Below are 18,464 nucleotides of genomic sequence, written 5' to 3'. Positions count from 1 at the left end.
ACTACGCGGATCGCTGCAAGTGCAGCAACACGATGTCGGTTATGTTTGCAATATCGCCATCGTCAAAACCCAGCAGTTGGCGTGCCGGGTATTTGGCGGTCAGCCCGTTCTTGTTGACGCGATCGCGCAGCCCGAAGTGGTGCACGGTGGCGATGCGTTGCGCGGTCCCGGCGAAGGTCACCACGGCCGTGTTGGGGTCGGCTTGGGCTTTGAAATAACGCGCCATGCGCAGGCGCGAGAACATCGCGCGGCGGATGCCACCCCGCTTGTGCCGCAACTGCGGCTTGCGGGGCGCGTAGGCGCTGCCGTCCGGGTTGCGCTGCGTGGCGACGCGCGCGGCCTGGCGCCGGCGCAGCTCCACCGCGATGGCCCGGGCCAGCAGACGCCGCTGCGGCGCGTCCAGCTTGGCCAGCAGGCCGGCCAGGTAGGCATCGAGCGCGTGCAGCCCGCTCACGCAGGCCTCCAGCTCGCCGGATCGTCCTCCGCGTTGATGGGCTCGGGGTGGTGCTCCACCTGGTAGCCGGGGCCTTCCACCTTGACCGTCACCCGCTCGGTCAGCTTCAGCTTGATGGAGATGTCGACCGTGGTGTGGTTGAGGATTTCCGCTTCGAACTTGAACGCATCCTCGCGCTTGTCGGGGTTGGTGAAGGTATCGGGCTGATTGGTGCGCAGCCAGGCCAGGACCGGCACGACGATCGTGTCCGAGCTGTGCGGGTAGTCGGTCACGATGAGCGTCAGCGTGTACCGATACTCGAAGCCGAGCGTTCGCGCGCCGGTGCCGACCACGTTCCCTTCATCCACAAACACGTGCAGCGCATCGGGGTGCGCGGCCAGGTGTGGCACGGCCGCCGTCAAGGCCTCGCGCAGGCTGGTGGCCTTCATCATGGTGTGGAAGCCTCGCCAATGATCGTCACGCCCTGGTCGCGCAAGGTCTGCTGCAGCGTCTTCAATTGCTCGCTGTTGGCAAGGCTGTCGGTGTAGTTGCCGGCAACGGTGCCGGCGACGGCAGAGAGTGCAACGCCCGAGGGGGCCGCATCAGCATCTCCGGGATGTGGATCTGGCACTGCGCCGGCGGCAGCGGCGTCGTGCAGCCGCACAAAGCCGCGAGGCACAGCGCAGGCAGCGTCAGCTTCGATCGGAACATAGCGAGGGACCTCCTTCACAATGGTGTCGCCCTTGAGGCGGATGACGCGCTCACGGTCCACGTACTGCGTGACGGTGACCGTGGCGCCACGGGCGTTCTTGAGCTGCGTGCGCAGCTCGCTGGCGGCCGTCTCGGCTTTCTCGGCGCGGTCGACTGCGGCGGTGTAGCTGTGCGTGGCCCACCAGGCGAAGCCGGCAACCACAGCCAGTAGCGCGACGATGGCGGCGGCGCGGTTCATGTGGCCACCGCCTCGTCGGCCTGGTAACGCTCGAAGGCGCGCTCGAGCTTCACGTCGTACAGGTTGGCCTTGTAGTCGGCGCCGTTGTAGCCGGAAGCAAAGGTTGCCCACTTGCCGGCACGCAGCGCCTTGAGCAACGTCGTATCGGCTTTGACGAACCGCACGAAGGCCTCCAGTTGCGCGGCCTCGCTGGTGCGCATGGTGGCCACGAAGTCCTGCACGCTGCGGTAGTCCAGCCGCAGCCAGTGATAGGCCATGACCTGGAACAGGCCCCAGCTCGCGGACGACAGCGCGCAGGCCTCATCGATGGCGAGGGCCTGGGAGAGCCGCATGTGCTCACCGGCCTTGCCCACATAGCCGCCGCGCTTCGGATTGACTAGGTTCGGGAACTGCCGCGCGAGCGCATCCGCATCGCGGCCGGCGTCCTGCAACTGGCGGTACATCACGTGCCGCTCAAAGAGAATCACCGGCCGGCCATCGGGCAGGAAGCCATTGCCCCGGCTCTCCACCTCGTTCACCGCACGGACGGCCGCCACCGGCACACCCAGCGTGTCGGCGGCGGCGATCAGGTCGGTGTCGGTCAGCAGGCGCGGACTGCGTGCGCCGTCCTGCAATGCCTGCAGGGTCTTGGGGCCGGCAATGCCGTCCACCACCAGGCCAAAGCGCGCCTGCGCGGCCCGCACGGCGGCGGCCGTGTCGGGGCCGTATTCCCCGGTGTCCGGCACGTTGAAGCCCTTGACCGCCAGCATGCGCTGCAGCTCGCGCACCTCGGCGCCCAGGCGCCCCTGTTTCAGCACCATCATGAGAGCCTCCGCAGAAATCGCACAACACAGGACGAATCGGCGCCGCCCATGCGGAACAGCTCCACCACGTTGCCGCGCACGGCGAAGACCGCCACACACAGCACAGCCGTGATGCCGTTCTGCGCGAGCAGCGCCCACTCGTAGCGGCCGAAGAGCACGCCGATCGTGACGGCGCCGGTGAGCACCACCAGGCCATAGGCCAGGCGAGACGCCCAGGGCCGGTGTGCTGCGCCCTCGCGCTTGAAGAGCAGCAGGCGCAGCGCGATCAAGGCGCACAGCACGGCCTGCACGATGAACAGGGCCTTCATGGGTTGCCTCCCTTGTCGGTGCCGCCGGTGATGCCCTTGAATATGGCCCCCAGCCGGTCGCTGTTGTCGGCCAGGCGGATCATGGCCAGCAGCAGCTTCACGACCACGGCGGAGGCCACGAGCGCCCCCACGGCCTGGCTCACTTCGGTGTTGGTGGGCAGCGCCCGGGCAAGGAGCGCAGCGGCCAGCGGCGCCGACAGCAGGCCCGCCACGATCGACGCGGCCAGGAAGCCGAGCTTCTTGACTGTGCCCAGCTCGCCGCTGTTGAGCACGAAGACGGCAGCGCCGGCGAAGGCACCCAGCACGGCGCCCGGGTCGACGCCGGGTAGCAGGATGGACAGCGCCCCGGCGCCCGTCACAGCGAGCGTAGCGGTTGAGCTGGTGGAAATGGGTTCAGCCATATGGGTTCCTTGGGGTCAGTCCCAGAGCTGGACCATTTGCAGGGCCGGCTGCGGGGAAATGTCGGGCATGTCGAGTTCGGTGCCGTGCGGCAGGATCGGCCCCAGATCGGCAATGCCCGGGTTGGCCAATAGGACGGCCTCGGTGACGCCTGCCGTGCGGCCGTAGACCCGCTGGCAGATGGCGTCCACGGTGTCGCCCTGGATGGCACGCACGCGCATCAGATGAGTTCCACCGTCGTGCGGCTCACACCCATCAGGTCACTGATGGCCCAGCGCGCATCGCGGCGCAGATCGTCCACGCCCAGGTTCTCGGCCTCGGCCTTGCGGTCGCCCGTGGCCGTCGCGTCGATCGTCCGGTACCGCTCAATGAGCCACGCGGCCGCCATGCAGTGCACGGCGCGGTGGTAGCGGTGAAGGTGGGCACTCTTGTCGTCGATCTTGGGCGCCGGCACGTCGACCAGCGTCAACCGGCCGAACGACACTTGCGCCACCTTCCAGGCCTCCAGCTCGGCGTTGACCGAAATCACCGCCTCCACCAGCGAGGCGCGCAGGCGCTGCGGGGGGACGGTGCCGTCTAGGCGCATGGCTGCGTACGCGTGGTCGAGGTCGATATCAGGGAAGAAGCCGTCGTTGCCGATCGGCTCACCACCCGGTTGTGCCGGCGCGGGCACGGGTGCGGCTGCGATGAATGAAGACATGGGTTCAGTGAATGGGGAGGCGGTGGACGGGGCAAGGCTTCGCGGCAGGCCGGAAGACTGCCCCGTGCCGCCTGATGCGCGGGGTCACGCTCGGTGTCAGCTCTTCCCGTCGCCCTCCTGGGCGCCGGTCGGGGCTGCGTTCTTGATCTCGCGCTCGATGCGCTCGATGTCCTTTTTCACGCCGGATTTGTCGTGCAGCTCCAGGGCGCGGCGCAGGTGGGTCAGCGCTTGTTCTCGCAGCTCTCGCGCCGTGGCGTCATCCATGCCGGTGACGGCTTGGTTGACCGCGTAGCCGAGTGCCTTGTGGAGCTTGGCGCGCACCTCGTCCGGCATGTCTTCCCCATTCAGCAGCGCCTCCAGTTCCACGAGCGCGCCGGCGTCCTCCAGTCGGATCGCCTCGGGCGCCTTGAGCACCATGTTGGCGAACTCCTCTGCGATGAGGCAGGCGGTGGTGCGCTTGTACTGGTCGGGCATCGTCAGCTTGTGGCGGATCGCGTAAGCGGCCAGCGGCAGCGCAGCAGCGAATTCCCCCGCATCGATGTGCCAGACCAGCACTGTCATGAAGACGTCGTCCTGCGCGCCGCTGTCGGCCTGCAGCACGCCCTCCATCCAGGCCGCGTACTCCGGCAGCATCCGGCGCTTGGCCTCTGCCTTGCGCTCGACCGACTGAATCTGCTTGAGTTGGCGTTTGTGCTCACCTAGCTGCACCAGCATGAGTTCGTACCCCGATGCGTTCTGCAAAGGGTTCGCATCCTGCTCGGCCTGCGCCGCGAGAGCGGCGCAGGCCCGCAAGAAGTGATTGCGGGCCGGGCTGCTCATTACGCAGCCACCGTGATGTTCTCGGCCGATGCTGCGCAGCCCAGGTCTTCAAGGACATACGCGTCGTTGCTCGACTCGTAGTTCTCGATGCGATCGCGCTTGGCGTTGTCCACGATCGTGCGACGGCGGGCGCCCTCCTGGTAGTAGATGGACAGGTTGTCCAGGCGAGTCACCAGCAGGCCATTGGCCGGGAAGTACGGTACACGCACAGCAGGCAGGTTGCCGATGCGCTTCTGGCTGACGATCAGGTCCACTGCCAGGGCGTCGGTGGGGCGGTTGGACTGGTTGATGATGGGGAAGTACTTGTCGGCCAGCAGTTGACGGCCGCACACCACGACCAGCTCCGGGTCTTCCGCGTACCACGGGTCAATCATGTGGTTCACCACGTCGAAGACCAGAGCGTCCAGGTTGGCGTAATCGCCGCCGGCACCGCCGACGACGATCTTGCCCGAGTCCTTCTTGCCTTCCGTCATAACGCGCTGCGGGGCTTGCTCGCGCATCGTTTGCAGCCAGCCCTTGTTGACGTCCTGCAGCATCGGGTTGGCGGCACGGTCAGACGTCGGCGCGCGCTTCACACCGTGAAAGCCAATCATCATTCGATCCAGCGCCTGGCGGCGGATGATGGCGTCGCGGATCCGCGTCTGGAAGTCCGGGAACTTCGCCCAGGCGTCCAGCTTCTGGTACGTGATGTGTGTGTCGGAGTTGGTCTGTTCGCAGCGGTAGTGACGGCCGTCCAACGTGGAGATGTCGGACGTTTGTCGATCCTGCTTGGTGGTGTCGGTCGTGCTCGCTACCGGGCCGGACACGCCCAGGCCGATCTTCTCGCCCTCTTGCTCGGTCACGCCGTGGAAGTTGATCTTCTTCAGGAAGTCGCTCGATTCCTGGATCTTGTCTTCCAGGCGCTGTTGCACAGTCGGTTCGACCGAGAACTTCACGTCGACGCGATCGACGCCGTTCAGTTTGGCGACTTCGGCCGCATAGGCATCGTAGAGGCGGCGGGTGTTGTTACGCATGTGTTGACTCCGGTTGATGGTCTTCGTGGTGGTGCTGGGTCCGGTGGCCGGGTCAGCAGTCGGTCTTGATTTCGGCGGCGCCATTCCCGCCGGTCGCCGGCGGGCGCGACGCGAAGGCCTGCGTGGTCTCCATGCCGTTCTTGAGCGTGTTGAAGGCCTGGTCGCGCTGCTCGCCTTGCGTCTTCAGCGCTGCCAGTTGGTCGTTGATGCTCTTGAAGCCCGCAACGACCTGTTCGCCCATCGTCTGCACCTGTGTGGCAACGGTCTGAATGGCTTCCTGCGCGTCAGCGAAGCGGGCGTCAGTGCTGTCGTCCGTCTTGCGTTGCTTGGAGAAGAGCGCCTTGATGCTGTCGGCGAAGCGCGACGGGACAGGCGCCGGGTCGGCCGCGACCGATTGCGAGAGATCAACCTCCACTTGCACCACTTCCGTGAACAAATTGGCCGGATCCAGCTTGCGCGCCGCCAGGGGATTCACAGGCGCCTGCGCGTTGAACTTGAGCACGTCGCAGCCCAGGCTGGCAGGGTTGTCCGTCACGGCAAGACCGACTAGGTAGGCCTCGCCGGTGTCCGCAAAGCTCGGCTGCACCTCCATCGACGAGAAGATTTTTTGACGGGCCTTCGTCATCGCCACCAGCTCGTCGGTCGGGTCGATCTGCGCGAACAAGCCCAGCTTGCCGTCCACCTCTTCCGTCTTCAGTGCAACCACGTCGCCGTAAGCCTTGAAGGGGCCGGCCGGGTCGTAGCCTCGGATGTGCTCCAGGTTGACGCGCGCGGTGTAGACCTTCGGGTCGTAGCTCTTCGCCATCTGGACCAGCGTTTCGCGGTCAATCACGCGGCCGTCGCTCGTCGCGCCTTCGGTGGCAATGCGGAAAAACTTGGTGGGCATGGTGTCCTCTGTGGTCGGTGTCCCGGTGGTTCGGTGGTGTTGCCATTTCAGCGCCGGACACCCGCGCGGGCAACGCGTTGATGTTGTGGAACCCCGCGCCACAACAGGCGCCGCGTGGCACGCGCGCGCGGGGCCGGTAGCGTTGCGGCATGACTACGCTGCCGCCTATTGCCTCTCTCACCATCGACCCGGAAAAGGACCCGCGCCGCATCGCACGCACCCTGTACTGGCAGGGCTATCGCGTGGCGCGCATCGCCGACATGCTGGGCGTCAAACCGGTGACGATCCACAGTTGGAAGCGGCGCGACGGGTGGGCTGACACCACGCCCGATGAACGCGTTGCGCTGACGATCGAAGAGCGCTTGATGCGCCTGGTCGCCAAGGACAAGAAGGAGGGGCGCGACTTCAAGGAGATCGATCTGCTGCGGCGGCAGCTCGACAGCCTGGCGCGCCGTGAGCGCTACCGCGACGGCGGCAACGAGAGCGACCTCAACCCCAAGGTGGCTAATCGCAATGCGGGGCCACGGAAGAAGGCAGAGCGCAACGCGGTGAGCCCGGAAGAGCAGAAGCAGTTGCTCGACGCGTTCCACGATTCGCTGTTCGGCTACCAGGACGTGTGGTATCGCGCTGGCCAGGCCGAGCGCATCCGCAACATCCTGAAGTCGCGACAGATCGGGGCGACCTGGTATTTCGCGCGCGAGGCGTTCATCGACGCCTTGACCACGGGGCGTAATCAGATTTTCCTGTCGGCCAGCAAGGCCCAGGCGCACGTCTTCAAGCAGTACATCGTGCAGTTCGCGAAGGATGCTGCCGGCGTCGAGCTGAAAGGCGATCCGATGGTGCTGCCCAACGGCGCCACGCTGTACTTCCTAGGCACGAATGCGCGCACCGCCCAGAGCTATCACGGCAACCTGTATTTCGACGAGTACTTCTGGGTGCCGCGCTTCCAGGAGCTGCGCAAGGTCGCCTCCGGCATGGCGATCCACAAGCACTGGCGGCAGACGTATTTCTCCACACCCTCCAGCCTGGCGCATGAGGCGTATCCGTTCTGGTCGGGCACGCTGTTCAACCGAGGCAAGCCGAAGGACAAGCAGATCAAGCTGGATGTGAGCCATGCCGCGCTGCGCGATGGCATGCGGTGCGCTGACGGCCAGTGGCGCCAGATCGTGACGGTGGAGGACGCGCTGCGCGGTGGCTGCAACCTGTTTGACCTCGACCAGTTGATGCGCGAGTACAGCGACCTCGACTACGCCAACTTGCTCATGTGCGAGTTCGTGGACGACACGGCGTCGGTGTTTCCGCTGTCGCTGCTCATGCGCGGCATGGTGGATAGCTGGGAGGTGTGGGACGACTTCCGGCCGTTCGCGCCGCGCCCGTTTGGCTACCGCCAGGTGTGGGTGGGCTATGACCCCAACGGCGGCGGTGGAGACAGCGCTGCGCTGGTCGTGGTCGCTCCGCCGCTCGTGCCGGGCGGCAAGTTTCGCGTGCTGGAGAAACACCAGTTCAAGGGCATCGACTATGAAGAGCAGGCCTCGGCCATCTTGCGCGTGTGCGAGCGCTACAACGTGACGCACATCGGCATCGACAGGACGGGCATCGGTGACGCGGTCTACAAGATCGTGACGAAGGTTCGCCCCGATGCGAAGGGTTACACCTACAGCGTCGAAGTGAAGACGGCGCTGGTACTCAAAGCCTACGACGTGATCAGCAAAGGCCGGCTGGAGTTTGACGCCGGGTGGTCGGACCTGGCCGCGTCGTTCATGGCGATCAAAAAAACCGTCACCGCCGGCGGTGGCCGCGTCACCTACCAGGCCGGACGCTCCGAAGAGATCAGCCACGCCGACCTGGCGTGGGCAACCATGCATGCGCTTTCCAATGAACCCATCGAAGGCGCCAGCGCGACCAATACCAGCATTTTGGAGTTCTCATGAGCCGCAACAAGAACCGCCGCGCCGCCGGTGCAAGTAACCCGCACGTGCGTGTCGTCGACGCCCAGGCGCCGGCCGAACAAAACACCCATCGCGCGCCGCGCGCGGAGGCCTTTTCGTTTGGCGATCCGATCGAGGTACTCGACCGGCGCGAGCTGCTCGACTACGTCGAATGCATGCGCATGGGCAAGTGGTTCGAGCCGCCGATGCCGCTCGATGGCCTGGCGCGCTCGTTCCGCGCGGCAGCACATCACAGCTCGGCCATCTTTGTGAAGCGCAACATCCTGGTGAGCACGTTTATCCCGCACAAGCTGCTGTCACGCCAGGCGTTCGAGCGCTTCGTGCTCGACTGGCAAGTGTTCGGCAATGCCTACCTGGAAAACCGGATCAGCCGGGCAGCCTCCAGCATGGGGCTGCAGCCGGCCCTGGCGAAGTACATGCGGCGAGGCCTGGACCTTTCGACCTACTATTTTGTACAGAGCTACCAACAGCCGCATGAGTTCGCGCCGGGCACGATCTTTCACCTGCAGGAGCCAGACATCAACCAGGAGGTGTACGGGTTGCCGGAATACCTCTCGGCGCTCAATGCCACCTGGCTCAACGAGTCGGCCACGCTGTTTCGCCGGCGCTACTACAAGAACGGGTCGCACGCGGGCTTCATCCTGTACATGACCGACGCGGCGCATAGCCAGGAAGATGTTGACCGACTGCGCGAGGCGATGAAGAGCGCCAAGGGGCCGGGCAACTTCCGCAACCTGTTCATGTACGCGCCCAACGGCAAGAAGGATGGGATTCAGCTCTTACCGGTGTCGGAGGTGGCGGCGAAAGATGAGTTCTGGAACATCAAGAACGTGACTCGCGATGATCAGCTCGCGGCGCACCGGGTGCCGCCTCAGCTCATGGGGATCATTCCGTCGAATACCGGTGGCTTTGGCGACGTCGAGAAGGCTGCCAAGGTGTTCGCGCGCAACGAGGTGAAGCCCCTGCAGGATCGGTTGCTGGCGATTAATGAGTGGGTGGGGGAGGAGGTGGTTAGGTTTGAGGAGTATGGGTTGGGGGCTTAGACGCTCACCACCGGCACCATTGGTCGTAAGGAACTTCACCTTCAGACTTAGGGGAATCGTCCATGCAAAGTACCCAACGAAGAGAGGGACCACTGTGCAACAGTCTCCCCCCGTCGAATGCGCTTATCCGGATCTCTAATAGCCCGTAACCACCGTCCTGACCGAGGTGCCGCGTTTCTCCAGGAAGGATACGGGCAGCACTTCCCGGATGGCGTTCGGATGAAAACTCGAACCAGGAACAGTCAGGATCAAAGTTGCCATATGGGTGGAAACCACGCACTTGGCGGTTGTAGTCGCCTTGCACGAAGCCGTAACCGACCGGTAGCCCAACCGATAGCGTCCAGTGGTTTACGGTCAACCTGCCGATATTTTCGAGGGCGGGCGTAACGACATATCGGTGTTGCTGTTCGTGTAGGTCTACGTAGTTGATTTGCAGGGAGGGGACGAGGATCGGCCTCGTCCGCCTGTTCATGACGTCACGGATGGCATAGCCGTACATTGGGACCGACGATGCATCCACACGGTTGTAGTACCGCCGATCTATCTTGTTCTGGAACGCTGTATCACCTTCTGCAACTTCCACTACGAAGACATTCCCTTGGGCAACGGGAATGCACTTAATCTTGAAATCGGAAAAAGCAGGGTCGGTGTTCGAGTAGACGATCTCGCGCAGCCGGTCTTGGGTGACGCGATCGTCGGTCACGGGGGAAATCGTGCCCGCGAGCGAACGGCCATCCAGCTGCTGCTCTGCAATTCCGTAGATGATCGTGCCGCCTCCCGAGTTCGCCATCGCGGTGACATCGACGACCAACTCTTTGCGCGCGTCATTGGTCATATTGTTGAGCTTGATGCCATCCTTGAAGTCGAGGCTCACAGATTCGGCCCCAACTCCAAGTAGGGCTCGCAAGTCATCTTCGGAGTCGTACATGGCGGTGCTCGCAGGGAAGATTGCTTAAAGGTCCGTCACGCGCGGCAGCAAATCTTGGTCGACCAGACGCACCTCAATCTTGTTGGCGATGCGCACGTGCTCGTGATCAGCGTCGGAGAACGGCGCATCCGTGACGCTCACGACAATGGTGCCAATTTGCTTCTTGCCGTCCATCACGGGAATCAAGGCGCCGGCTTCGGGCACTTGCTGCACCGTCAGCGTCTGCGGCAGATAGATCATCCAGCCGACGCCAGGCCTGTCCTTGAACACCTTGAGGGGAAAGTACCCGCCCGATTCAAGCGTGATGGCGCTTGCTTGCCATTGCAAAGCTGCTGCTTGCACGACTGCTACTGCGCCTTCATAGGCCTGGGGAAAGGCGCCTGGTTTGACCCGCAATATGGCTGTCGATGTCTCGGAGCCAGGTCGCGCGATGAGTTGGAGAGACGCGCCGTTGGCGTCGGTCTTGCCATTCCAAATGCCGATGATGCGCGGATCCACTTCTTTCCGGAGTTCTTCGGTAACAACCGCGGTCGCCGCTGTGGTCGGGCCGTTGGCGTCGAACACCTCGTACCGGGTTGCCTCTTCCTTGGAATCGCCTTTCAGGTACCAGGTCGACAGCTCGGGCGATTGCTCACCCAGCACGCGGCAAAACGTTGCCAGTTCCTGCAGCAAGGCAATGGCTTCCAGGGAGCCTTGATGGCGGAAGACAGCGGTTAGCTCGTAGGGACGCTTCATGGTGTGTAATGCGTTTCGATCGTGAGCCGCATGGCGGCAAAAATCCGGGTGAAGTAGGCGTAGCTGTGTGGCTCCATAAAGTGCCAATGTAGCTGAACTGGCGGCATCGGCTTCGCTACCAGAGCCTGCTTGGTGGCTTCTGCCATGAGGGGCTGGTCACCTTTCCACCACTCAAACGGTCCGAAATCATCGAAGAACTGATCGTACTTTGCCTTGGCTTCTAGCAGCAGACACGGCGCGGATTGGAAACCATCGAAATCAACGCCCGCAAAGTTCCACTCAGTGAACGGCGCAAAGCCCGTGATGCGCGCCTGGTAGGCGCGCGACACATCCGACATATTCCAGTTGCGCGTTACCAAGGTCCCTTTGTCGGGGGTGCAGTCTTTGCACTTTTCCTTGGTCTTCGTTTGAGCTTCAGTTTTCGCAATGGGCGCGGTGCGGGCGTTATCGGCTTCCTCTTTCCGCTTGAGCACTTCTTTGGTCGCGCCGTCGGCGACGACACCTATGCCCAGCGCAACCAGTAGGCGCGCGAGCGCTCCCTCAATGAGTGGTGCCGCTGCGGCTGCCATCAGAGTCCCCCTTCAAGTTTCTTTTGCAACACGGCCTCGAGATCGTCGAGCCGTTGCTCCGGTGTGGCGCCTGGCTTCCGAAGGTAGGTTTCGATGACGGGATCAGTCACGAGCGTTGGTGCGTCGGCTGCCATGTACATGAGCCACACAATATGCGGCGTAGACGTGAAGCCGATGCGCTGCGCGTAGTCGTGCGCCGCCTGCATGCGCCCCAGAATCACTTCGCGCCCAGGCTCCTGCAGCAGCTCGGGGCGCTTTGTCAGAAACTGGTCGCACACCGTAGCGACGAACTGATTGGCGTCGCAGGCCTGCAGTGCCTGCCACTGGCGCTCGTCAAGCCTCAGCATGTTTTCTCCCAATGTGAACGCGCTGGCCATCGCGCAGTAGATGCCATTCGTGGATGTGGGCGAAGAAGGTTTCGCGCTGCTTGGGGTCGAGTACGTTGGCCAGGCTGGCAAGCACGCGCGGATCCCAGAAGCGAAGAAGAGCGACGCGGCCGTCTGGTATGCGCACGTCGAGGTGGAGCCGTAGCAGTTGCGCGAGGCCATGCAAGTCGGCTTCGGTGATCAGCCATGTCACTGACGGGGCTTCGCGCTCCAGGCCTGCGATGTCTTTTGCGATGGCATCGCCGGCCTCTTCGATGTCGACCAGCCAGGGGCCAGCGTGCGCCAGTGGTCCATCCGCCGTGCCGTGGAACAGTGAAGTAAAACCGGTGCTGTAGTCCAACCGTTCGCCGCGATGATTCTCGTATTGGATGCCGTCGACCAGCGCGTAGAGACGGAGTGCGGGAAAGGCTGTCTGCAGGTCGGCCAACCGCTCGACTACATCAAGCGCCATGATCAGCTCCGAACGACAGTGGAGCTACCACTTGCAGCAGCTTTGATGAGGCAGGACAGGCAAACGCCGGACGTTGTCGGTGCGGCGATTGTTGCCGCCTGTGCTGCCAATGCGCCAGCCGGACTACCGGTACCGGAAACCATCGCGGTTGCGGTGCCAGTCGCCTGACTGGCAAGCAGGTTGGCACCGCACGCGGTCTTGTCCAAGTGGCGGGCATACGTGTTACCGCCGCCGTCAACGACGATGCTGTCGCTCTTAAGTATGGGGAAGGTGCCCTTGCATTTTGGACACACTGTCATGTCGCCAGAGCGGGCAATGGGCTTGCCCTGCATGGTGGACGTCATGTCGCCGGTGATGACGGTGCCACCGTGGGTGGTTTTGTCACCCACGACGATGAAGGGCTTCTGTCCTGAGGGCACGGGATTCCTCCAGTAGCTACGCATTGCCTGGTGCCCCTGGTGGGGCGGCGCCATGCTATCGAGCTTTGGAGGGCGCGGGTGCTGAAAAGATTTGAAATCTGAGTTGAGAGACCCGCAGGCCGGCGTCACATCGATGTCGCTTTGCGGTGGACATAAAACGGCTGCGACTTGTCGTCCAGGATGGCATCCATGGCATCAAGGTTGCGCGATTCAGGATTCAGCCACGCATCGATGCTCTCCGGCTTAATAGGGACCGGACACCGATCGTGGCCAGCCTCTGAAATCTCAGGCGGCGGGTCGTCGGTGATGATGGCGAACGACAGCAGATCCTTTTCGCCGGGCTTGGTCGCGCGCCAGTGTGACCACACGCAGGCGACAAGCATCGTCTGCGGCGGGTCGGGGCGGAATTCGAGCACGACGTTTTTGCCGTCCGGCCCCGTCACGTTTTCATAGAATGCGTCGACCAGGATCAGGCCGTGCGTGTGGCCGTACTGGCCTTTCCAGAAGCCGCGCAGGTTGTCGCGGCGGGCGTTGTAGGTGCCGGGATACTGTTCGTCGTAGAAGGCCGGTTTGCCGGCAGGGCGACACTGGTAGCGCATCGGTTTGACGACGCGCCGGCCGTTCTCCATCACCATCACTGGCGCGTACCAGCCGGGGTAGATGCGCGAGTCGCGCGGCTTGAGCTCGGTGCTCTTGAGCTCTTCGAGTTTGCCCTTTGCCGCCGCGATCTTGTTGGTGGCGATGCGGATGTCTTCAGCGGCTTTCTTGGTGGCCTTGGCGGCGAGGGCCTGTTGGGCTTTCTCCAGCCGTTCGGTCTGCTTGGCCAGCTCCTGCAGCAGCGCGATTTCGTCTGCGGCCATGCGCGCGCGGATGACCTCCGCAATTTTCTTTTCTTCTTCTGTCTCGGGCGATTCGAGGAAATGCGCGCTCATCGCCCTCGGTACGCGCATCTTCGGGTTGGCGAAGTACTCCATCACCATCCGCGTGAAATCGTCGAGCGACATGATGGCGCCGTACTCGTGTACGAACCGTCGATAGTCGGCTTCGATTTGGGCGGAGTAGCACATGGGCACCTCCATTGGGTGAGGCCATGATAGATCAGCGGCGCGCTTTGGCGAGTCGCTTTAGGCCAACGATTTCGGCACTGCTCCATTCAAGTTCGGCCGGAGAAGGATGGCTGGTCAGCATGGCCTGGAGCATTTTGAACCGGCGGTCAAACGGTGGATCGATATCGATCTCCTCTAGCCACCCAGCAACGTACCGGGCGTAGTCCACCGTGCTGCGGAGATACCAGATCTCCCAGATCAAGCGCCTTACGTCTGGGCATTTGTTTCGCTCCCATATCGCGCGCACCTCCTCGACCTTCAGCCTGGCAGGAGGGGTCGGGGCGCTCTTGAGCGGATGGCAGTCGATGCCCTTCCCCTGCATTGGATGGCCGCTGCCGCGATCCTCGCGTGTGGCTTCAACCGGCTCCCATTTCTTGGCCCTGAAGTGTGTCCCCGCGCCGGGCGCAAAAAACTGCTCGGCCGCCTCCGCGCTCATGTGATGCCGGGTCATTTTCCAGCGACCGGTCTTGGCATCTAGATAGCGGTATTTATGAACGATGTGCGAACGTGCGGCGGGTTCCATGGCTTGAGATACTGTATGGATATACAGTATCCGGGGCGCAAACCTACGCGTCAACGTAGACAATGCAGACGTGGACGGAGAGGCACCTAAGCGGGCGCTGGAGGGCGTTTCCCACGCGGAGCTCCCGGCCCCCCCCTTTCCATTTGTGATCGTGCAGCTACGCGTCTCCTGGCGGGCTTGGCGGCCCCTCGGCGGGGTGGAGAGGAGATGGGCTCGCACCGGCGTCGCGACCCGGCGCGCGCGGTTGGGACCCCGCCTCACCTGCCCGCTTCATTGAGTGGTTTCTATGCAGGTGCAGAAGTGCCCCAAACGCCCGCGCTTAAAGGCGCGGTGCCCTGACTGCCGGTCCAGCAAAGTTATGCGGCTTTATGCACTTAGCTTATGCAGCAGTAGCAGGCAACTCGCTGAATCGCCTGCAGGGCTATAGACGTCGGCGACCTATGACGAGCTAATTTGAGGCGCCGTCGGCTGGGCCGAGCGAGCAGCCCGCACACAGTGACGGGTGCCCCAGCTACCCATTGAGAATAGGGTTTAGGAGCGGCATGCGACTGAGGGTATTGCGCAATGCGCTTTTCGTTTCCTCGTCCACTTCGCCCGGAAGAACAGCAGTAATGGCCGAAACTATTGAGTCAAGCTTGGTCTTCTGTTTCCGCTCCATCTCTGTGGCGACCTTCCCTTGCATTTCCTCGAAGCTTGCGACCTTGGTGTGCTGCTTTTGATATGTCGCATATTCTTTTTCAGGAAGCCACACCACATATTGGTCCATGGAATTCTGCACAAACTCTTCAAAATCTCTTTCGTCGGATATCGCGCCCGGTACGTAATCTTGGGTTCCGACTCGGGAGTAGAGATTTCCCACCAGCCACCCCAATTTCGCCCTGAATTCGTCCTTTAACTCCAGGATCTTGGCTTGCAGACAAAGGTCGTAATGTTCATACGCCCGGATGGCGATAGACAAATGCAATTGCGTGCAACAATCAACATCCAGCCCATAGTCCGGGCTGGATTTCAAGAAAAAGTTTTGTGTATCGTTATTGTTGAATAGTTTTACAAACAGGTCCTTGAGCGCTCTCCTGTGAGTTGCGCTGCAAAAGAGCTTGTTGTCGAAAACAAACTTTCTTTCATAGCCGTCAAGAGCCCGCTCCACAATGAGGCTCATCGGCCGGACTGCTGCGAGTGTGATATATCGGGACTTGCAGTCCTTCCCGCCCCGGCGAACAAGGTCGCAGCTCTGAGTTAGTACCTGGAAGTACCGATAGTCCTCATTCGCGTAGTGAGGATGCACGGCCTTAATGAGGTCCAGAAGCTCTGGCGTTTTGCGTAAGATATCGCCTTGACGCAATTGGTCGAGCTTGGGCTCAGCATATGTGAAGTGCAGCATGCCCGCACGCCCAAACTTACTTGGTTGGCTGCCGAAGTTTCGAATTCAACGACAGGTATTTATCTGAGCTGGACGAGATTGAACCCGCATAGCGTTGCGAGCGTCCTTCGGCCCCGACCTGGACGGAAACATAAGTTTGAGATTGAGTCATTGCAACCACGTCTGGCTGAGCGGCACCCGCCTGCGACGGATGGTATTCGGCACTCAGCACCAATGCCGTACTTTCGATCTGACCAATACCAGATGTAAGCAAATTTTTCATATCCCCCCCCTTATTATTCCAACTCTATTTCATACGCGTTCTCAAGAAACGCTATGGCCTCGGCCTTCTTTGCCAGGATAAGCTCCGGCGCGGCTTTCAGTTTCGCTTCTGCCGCAGAAGTGACATCAAAATGGAAATTGAATTCAACACGAACATCTGTGCCAACGCTTTCTTCAACCAGATTCAGGATACCGCCATCTTCTAAGCGGTAAGAGCGCCTTATAAGAGCACCGGTCGATCTATATTTGTCCGCATCGATCCTCCGTGAATCTGAAAACAGGAATAGCTCTGCTAGCTGGGGTTCATCGGCAATTTTCCCTGTATACCGGAAATTGGCGCCAATCGCGGTAATCGGCGTGTGCGGCAAGAGATCACACACGGTGCCAAAAGTCTGACCCACCGCCCGCAACGATTCGTCGTCGAACTGTACACAATCCAATATCAGCGTGGCTGCGGACGGATAAAGATTCACGTTCCCTAGGGTGAGCCGGGGTGGGGCCCCCCCGCCTCCCGGAAAGGCCATAGGGATCGCCATCACCACTTCCTGCGCTGGATCTGCCACCAAGTGGCTCTTGGTCCACTGCGGGGAAAAGATCGCAGGGTTCCATGCACCGATCGCGATAAGGTTGAAGGCTTGATTCGCCTCGTCTGCTAGCTTCATTACTTATCCTTTTGGTGACGATGGTACACCAGCGCCGCGCCGGTCGATGACCGATATCCTGACTGACGGTTCTTTCCCAGCCGAGATGCCTACAGCCACTGCTAACGGCATCTGCGGCAAGAATCCTTAGCTAGAAGCCGCTTCGTAAGCGCTGCAAAAACTGTAGCTGTATTTCACCTAGGGCCTACTTGCGCCCCCTTTGGTAGCCTAGGTTGGCATTGCCCCTGTAGTATGCGAGTTGCGCAAGGCCTTGATTTATATAGGGTCCTGAGTCATCCCCAAAACTCCGAAGGCAGGGGTTGCTGGTTCGATCCCAGCCGGGCGCGCCAAAAATCAAAGATTGACGCAACTTGTACGGTTTTCCCACGCCAGAACCGCGCTTCTGCCGCAACGTGCAGGCCTGCCTATTCCCGAACCTTACTCAGCTCCCCTGCATTTTTCGATTCATCGATCGCGCTGCGGGCACGCTTAGAAAATAGTCACCTCATCAGGAGTCGAGCCGTGAGCCGTTACTGGAGCGATATCGTTCAGCAACTTGTGCCCTACGTCCCGGGCGAGCAGCCGGCCATTGCGCGGCCCATCAAGCTAAACACCAACGAGAACCCGTACCCGCCGTCGCCGCGCGTGGTGGCCGCAATCTCTGCAGAGTTGGGAGAGACGGGCGACAACCTGCGCCGCTATCCCGATCCCTTGTCGCGCCGGCTGCGCGAGATCGTGGCCGCGCAGGTCGGCCTCCAGCCCGAGCAGGTCTTTGCGGGTAACGGGTCGGACGAAGTCTTGGCGCACGTCTTCCAGGCGCTGCTCAAGCACGACACGCCGCTGCGCTTTCCGGACATCTCGTACAGCTTCTATCCGACCTACGCGCGGCTTTACGGCGTGCAGTGCGAAGTGGTGCCGCTGGCGGACGACTTCTCCATCCGCGCCGATGACTATCTTGGCGACGCAGGTGGCGTGCTGTTCCCGAATCCGAACGCGCCGACCGGCCACGCGTTGCCGCTGGCAGAGATCGAACGGATCGTCGCCGCGAACCCCTCTTCGGTCGTCGTCGTGGATGAGGCCTATGTGGATTTCGGTGCGGAGTCCGCCATTGCGCTCATTGATCGCTATCCGAATCTGCTCGTTGTGCACACGACGTCGAAGTCGCGCTCGCTGGCCGGCATGCGCGTGGGCTTTGCGTTCGGGCATACGGCGCTCATCGAAGCGCTTAATCGCGTGAAGGACAGCTTCAATTCGTATCCGCTGGATCGCCTTGCACAGGCGGCTGCCCAAGCGGCTTACGAAGACGATGCGTACTTCCGCGCCACGTGCGCGCGCGTGATGGCAAGCCGCGCACGGCTGACGCAATCGCTGCAGTCGCTGGGGTTCGAGGTTGTGCCATCGATGGCGAACTTCGTGTTCGCGCGGCATCCGGCCCACGACGCGGCAACGCTGGCAGCACGGCTGAAAGAGCAGGCCATCTTCGTGCGCCACTTCAAGCTCGCACGTATCGATCAGCATCTGCGCATCACGGTCGGCACCGATGATGAATGCGACGCATTCTTAAAGGCGCTGCGGGGTCTGCTGGCGTAAGCACGTACGCGTGTGCGGCAAATTGCCACCGGGGTTGACCGGCCATTTGGGGGACTGCGCCCGCGCTGATAGCGGCATTCCTCGACCACGCGGTGCATCCGCGGCGTTGCGCGGTGTGGATCGGAGGCCACGAAAGCAACCCATTGCTGCACTCAGGTATGTGGAACATTGA

25 protein-coding genes are annotated in these 18,464 nt (G+C 62.1%); 3 read left to right on the top strand and 22 right to left on the bottom strand.

Annotated elements, in window-relative coordinates:
* Position 1: 1 nt before the first annotated feature.
* From BG83_RS0114450 to BG83_RS0114400, 11 genes are all read right to left on the bottom strand, one after another.
* Positions 2-454: a phage virion morphogenesis protein gene (locus BG83_RS0114450; RefSeq protein ID WP_024977410.1), complete on the bottom strand. Its 453-nt coding sequence runs from the start codon at positions 452-454 to the stop codon at positions 2-4.
* A complete protein-coding gene (locus BG83_RS0114445; RefSeq protein WP_024977409.1) occupies positions 451-885 on the bottom strand; it encodes a phage tail protein in 435 nt (144 codons plus the stop codon). Before BG83_RS0114445 ends, BG83_RS0114450 begins: the two co-directional genes overlap by 4 nt.
* Positions 882-1,382, bottom strand: a complete 501-nt coding sequence (locus BG83_RS27815; protein WP_037031872.1) for a hypothetical protein — start codon at positions 1,380-1,382, stop codon at positions 882-884. The genes BG83_RS0114445 and BG83_RS27815 overlap by 4 nt, the downstream gene beginning before the upstream one ends.
* Positions 1,379-2,185, bottom strand: a complete 807-nt coding sequence (locus BG83_RS0114435; protein WP_024977407.1) for an N-acetylmuramidase domain-containing protein — start codon at positions 2,183-2,185, stop codon at positions 1,379-1,381. Before BG83_RS0114435 ends, BG83_RS27815 begins: the two co-directional genes overlap by 4 nt.
* Positions 2,182-2,493, bottom strand: coding sequence for a phage holin family protein (locus BG83_RS0114430; RefSeq protein WP_024977406.1), 312 nt, complete (start codon positions 2,491-2,493; stop codon positions 2,182-2,184). Before BG83_RS0114430 ends, BG83_RS0114435 begins: the two co-directional genes overlap by 4 nt.
* Positions 2,490-2,894 (bottom strand): putative holin, encoded by a 405-nt coding sequence (locus BG83_RS0114425; RefSeq protein ID WP_024977405.1) that lies wholly within the window; start codon positions 2,892-2,894, stop codon positions 2,490-2,492. Before BG83_RS0114425 ends, BG83_RS0114430 begins: the two co-directional genes overlap by 4 nt.
* Positions 2,895-2,909: 15 nt before the next feature.
* Positions 2,910-3,113 carry a tail protein X gene (locus tag BG83_RS0114420; protein WP_024977404.1) on the bottom strand — a complete coding sequence of 68 codons (204 nt, stop codon included), beginning with the start codon at positions 3,111-3,113 and terminating at the stop codon, positions 2,910-2,912.
* On the bottom strand, positions 3,113-3,592 hold the full coding sequence (locus BG83_RS0114415) for a head completion/stabilization protein (protein ID WP_024977403.1): 480 nt from the start codon (positions 3,590-3,592) through the stop codon (positions 3,113-3,115). The genes BG83_RS0114420 and BG83_RS0114415 overlap by 1 nt, the downstream gene beginning before the upstream one ends.
* 96 nt (positions 3,593-3,688) lie before the next feature.
* Entirely contained in the window at positions 3,689-4,411 is a 723-nt protein-coding gene (gene gpM, locus BG83_RS0114410; RefSeq protein ID WP_024977402.1) for a phage terminase small subunit, read from the bottom strand.
* Complete coding sequence (locus BG83_RS0114405) at positions 4,411-5,424, bottom strand: phage major capsid protein, P2 family (protein WP_024977401.1); 1,014 nt, start codon at positions 5,422-5,424, stop codon at positions 4,411-4,413. Before BG83_RS0114405 ends, gpM begins: the two co-directional genes overlap by 1 nt.
* Before the next feature lie 52 nt (positions 5,425-5,476).
* Positions 5,477-6,310: a GPO family capsid scaffolding protein gene (locus tag BG83_RS0114400; RefSeq protein WP_024977400.1), complete on the bottom strand. Its 834-nt coding sequence runs from the start codon at positions 6,308-6,310 to the stop codon at positions 5,477-5,479.
* A 149-nt stretch (positions 6,311-6,459) separates the two neighbouring features.
* Here BG83_RS0114400 and BG83_RS0114395 point away from each other — a divergent pair, with 149 nt between their 5' ends.
* Positions 6,460-8,241 (top strand): terminase ATPase subunit family protein, encoded by a 1,782-nt coding sequence (locus BG83_RS0114395; RefSeq protein WP_024977399.1) that lies wholly within the window; start codon positions 6,460-6,462, stop codon positions 8,239-8,241.
* The gene (locus tag BG83_RS0114390) at positions 8,238-9,302 is read left to right on the top strand and encodes a phage portal protein (protein WP_024977398.1); all 1,065 of its coding nucleotides are present in this window, start codon (positions 8,238-8,240) and stop codon (positions 9,300-9,302) included. Before BG83_RS0114395 ends, BG83_RS0114390 begins: the two co-directional genes overlap by 4 nt.
* A gap of 4 nt (positions 9,303-9,306) precedes the next feature.
* On the opposite strand, the gene BG83_RS0114385 is transcribed toward BG83_RS0114390, so the two are convergent.
* The 11 genes from BG83_RS0114385 to BG83_RS0114340 form a co-directional block, all read right to left on the bottom strand.
* Positions 9,307-10,230 carry a helix-turn-helix domain-containing protein gene (locus tag BG83_RS0114385; RefSeq protein ID WP_024977397.1) on the bottom strand — a complete coding sequence of 308 codons (924 nt, stop codon included), beginning with the start codon at positions 10,228-10,230 and terminating at the stop codon, positions 9,307-9,309.
* A 24-nt stretch (positions 10,231-10,254) separates the two neighbouring features.
* Positions 10,255-10,965, bottom strand: a complete 711-nt coding sequence (locus tag BG83_RS0114380; RefSeq protein WP_024977396.1) for an Imm52 family immunity protein — start codon at positions 10,963-10,965, stop codon at positions 10,255-10,257.
* Positions 10,962-11,534: a restriction endonuclease fold toxin 5 domain-containing protein gene (locus tag BG83_RS0114375; protein WP_024977395.1), complete on the bottom strand. Its 573-nt coding sequence runs from the start codon at positions 11,532-11,534 to the stop codon at positions 10,962-10,964. Before BG83_RS0114375 ends, BG83_RS0114380 begins: the two co-directional genes overlap by 4 nt.
* Entirely contained in the window at positions 11,534-11,881 is a 348-nt protein-coding gene (locus BG83_RS0114370) for a hypothetical protein (RefSeq protein ID WP_024977394.1), read from the bottom strand. Before BG83_RS0114370 ends, BG83_RS0114375 begins: the two co-directional genes overlap by 1 nt.
* Positions 11,868-12,371 carry a DUF4123 domain-containing protein gene (locus tag BG83_RS0114365; protein WP_024977485.1) on the bottom strand — a complete coding sequence of 168 codons (504 nt, stop codon included), beginning with the start codon at positions 12,369-12,371 and terminating at the stop codon, positions 11,868-11,870. Before BG83_RS0114365 ends, BG83_RS0114370 begins: the two co-directional genes overlap by 14 nt.
* Positions 12,372-12,373: 2 nt before the next feature.
* A complete protein-coding gene (locus tag BG83_RS0114360) occupies positions 12,374-12,790 on the bottom strand; it encodes a PAAR domain-containing protein (RefSeq protein WP_037031911.1) in 417 nt (138 codons plus the stop codon).
* A gap of 125 nt (positions 12,791-12,915) precedes the next feature.
* Positions 12,916-13,857 carry an SOS response-associated peptidase family protein gene (locus BG83_RS0114355; protein ID WP_024977392.1) on the bottom strand — a complete coding sequence of 314 codons (942 nt, stop codon included), beginning with the start codon at positions 13,855-13,857 and terminating at the stop codon, positions 12,916-12,918.
* Positions 13,858-13,888: 31 nt separating this feature from the next.
* The gene (locus BG83_RS0114350; protein WP_152543703.1) at positions 13,889-14,419 is read right to left on the bottom strand and encodes a hypothetical protein; all 531 of its coding nucleotides are present in this window, start codon (positions 14,417-14,419) and stop codon (positions 13,889-13,891) included.
* Between the two features lie 511 nt (positions 14,420-14,930).
* Entirely contained in the window at positions 14,931-15,800 is an 870-nt protein-coding gene (locus BG83_RS0114345; RefSeq protein WP_024977390.1) for a hypothetical protein, read from the bottom strand.
* A gap of 16 nt (positions 15,801-15,816) precedes the next feature.
* Complete coding sequence (locus tag BG83_RS29320; RefSeq protein ID WP_152543702.1) at positions 15,817-16,062, bottom strand: hypothetical protein; 246 nt, start codon at positions 16,060-16,062, stop codon at positions 15,817-15,819.
* Between the two features lie 13 nt (positions 16,063-16,075).
* The gene (locus BG83_RS0114340; RefSeq protein WP_024977389.1) at positions 16,076-16,723 is read right to left on the bottom strand and encodes a hypothetical protein; all 648 of its coding nucleotides are present in this window, start codon (positions 16,721-16,723) and stop codon (positions 16,076-16,078) included.
* Between the two features lie 501 nt (positions 16,724-17,224).
* Between BG83_RS0114340 and hisC the strand changes: the two genes are divergently transcribed.
* Complete coding sequence (hisC, locus tag BG83_RS0114335; protein WP_024977388.1) at positions 17,225-18,292, top strand: histidinol-phosphate transaminase; 1,068 nt, start codon at positions 17,225-17,227, stop codon at positions 18,290-18,292.
* The last annotated feature ends 172 nt before the right edge of the window (positions 18,293-18,464 follow it).

Source organism: Ralstonia pickettii (assembly GCF_000607165.1).
Taxonomy (GTDB): domain Bacteria; phylum Pseudomonadota; class Gammaproteobacteria; order Burkholderiales; family Burkholderiaceae; genus Ralstonia; species Ralstonia holmesii.
Note: the sequence above shows the minus strand (reverse complement) of the source record. Positions and strands in the feature narration are given on the sequence as shown.

Bases quoted from the DNA above. Each gene is read 5' to 3' on its own strand.
- BG83_RS0114370 (WP_024977394.1), bottom strand. From the start codon at position 11,881: ATGCTGAGGCTTGACGAGCGCCAGTGGCAGGCACTGCAGGCCTGCGAC.
- BG83_RS0114355 (WP_024977392.1), bottom strand. From the start codon at position 13,857: ATGTGCTACTCCGCCCAAATCGAAGCCGACTATCGACGGTTCGTACAC.
- BG83_RS0114380 (WP_024977396.1), bottom strand. From the start codon at position 10,965: ATGAAGCGTCCCTACGAGCTAACCGCTGTCTTCCGCCATCAAGGCTCC.
- BG83_RS0114390 (WP_024977398.1), top strand. From the start codon at position 8,238: ATGAGCCGCAACAAGAACCGCCGCGCCGCCGGTGCAAGTAACCCGCAC.
- BG83_RS0114375 (WP_024977395.1), bottom strand. From the start codon at position 11,534: ATGGCAGCCGCAGCGGCACCACTCATTGAGGGAGCGCTCGCGCGCCTA.
- gpM (WP_024977402.1), bottom strand. From the start codon at position 4,411: ATGAGCAGCCCGGCCCGCAATCACTTCTTGCGGGCCTGCGCCGCTCTC.
- BG83_RS0114445 (WP_024977409.1), bottom strand. From the start codon at position 885: ATGATGAAGGCCACCAGCCTGCGCGAGGCCTTGACGGCGGCCGTGCCA.
- BG83_RS0114385 (WP_024977397.1), bottom strand. From the start codon at position 10,230: ATGTACGACTCCGAAGATGACTTGCGAGCCCTACTTGGAGTTGGGGCC.
- BG83_RS0114415 (WP_024977403.1), bottom strand. From the start codon at position 3,592: ATGTCTTCATTCATCGCAGCCGCACCCGTGCCCGCGCCGGCACAACCG.
- BG83_RS0114435 (WP_024977407.1), bottom strand. From the start codon at position 2,185: ATGATGGTGCTGAAACAGGGGCGCCTGGGCGCCGAGGTGCGCGAGCTG.
- BG83_RS0114365 (WP_024977485.1), bottom strand. From the start codon at position 12,371: ATGGCGCTTGATGTAGTCGAGCGGTTGGCCGACCTGCAGACAGCCTTT.
- BG83_RS0114340 (WP_024977389.1), bottom strand. From the start codon at position 16,723: ATGAAGCTAGCAGACGAGGCGAATCAAGCCTTCAACCTTATCGCGATC.
- BG83_RS0114350 (WP_152543703.1), bottom strand. From the start codon at position 14,419: ATGGAACCCGCCGCACGTTCGCACATCGTTCATAAATACCGCTATCTA.
- BG83_RS0114430 (WP_024977406.1), bottom strand. From the start codon at position 2,493: ATGAAGGCCCTGTTCATCGTGCAGGCCGTGCTGTGCGCCTTGATCGCG.
- BG83_RS0114405 (WP_024977401.1), bottom strand. From the start codon at position 5,424: ATGCGTAACAACACCCGCCGCCTCTACGATGCCTATGCGGCCGAAGTC.
- BG83_RS29320 (WP_152543702.1), bottom strand. From the start codon at position 16,062: ATGAAAAATTTGCTTACATCTGGTATTGGTCAGATCGAAAGTACGGCA.
- BG83_RS0114425 (WP_024977405.1), bottom strand. From the start codon at position 2,894: ATGGCTGAACCCATTTCCACCAGCTCAACCGCTACGCTCGCTGTGACG.
- BG83_RS0114395 (WP_024977399.1), top strand. From the start codon at position 6,460: ATGACTACGCTGCCGCCTATTGCCTCTCTCACCATCGACCCGGAAAAG.
- BG83_RS0114420 (WP_024977404.1), bottom strand. From the start codon at position 3,113: ATGCGCGTGCGTGCCATCCAGGGCGACACCGTGGACGCCATCTGCCAG.
- BG83_RS27815 (WP_037031872.1), bottom strand. From the start codon at position 1,382: ATGAACCGCGCCGCCGCCATCGTCGCGCTACTGGCTGTGGTTGCCGGC.
- BG83_RS0114345 (WP_024977390.1), bottom strand. From the start codon at position 15,800: ATGCTGCACTTCACATATGCTGAGCCCAAGCTCGACCAATTGCGTCAA.
- BG83_RS0114400 (WP_024977400.1), bottom strand. From the start codon at position 6,310: ATGCCCACCAAGTTTTTCCGCATTGCCACCGAAGGCGCGACGAGCGAC.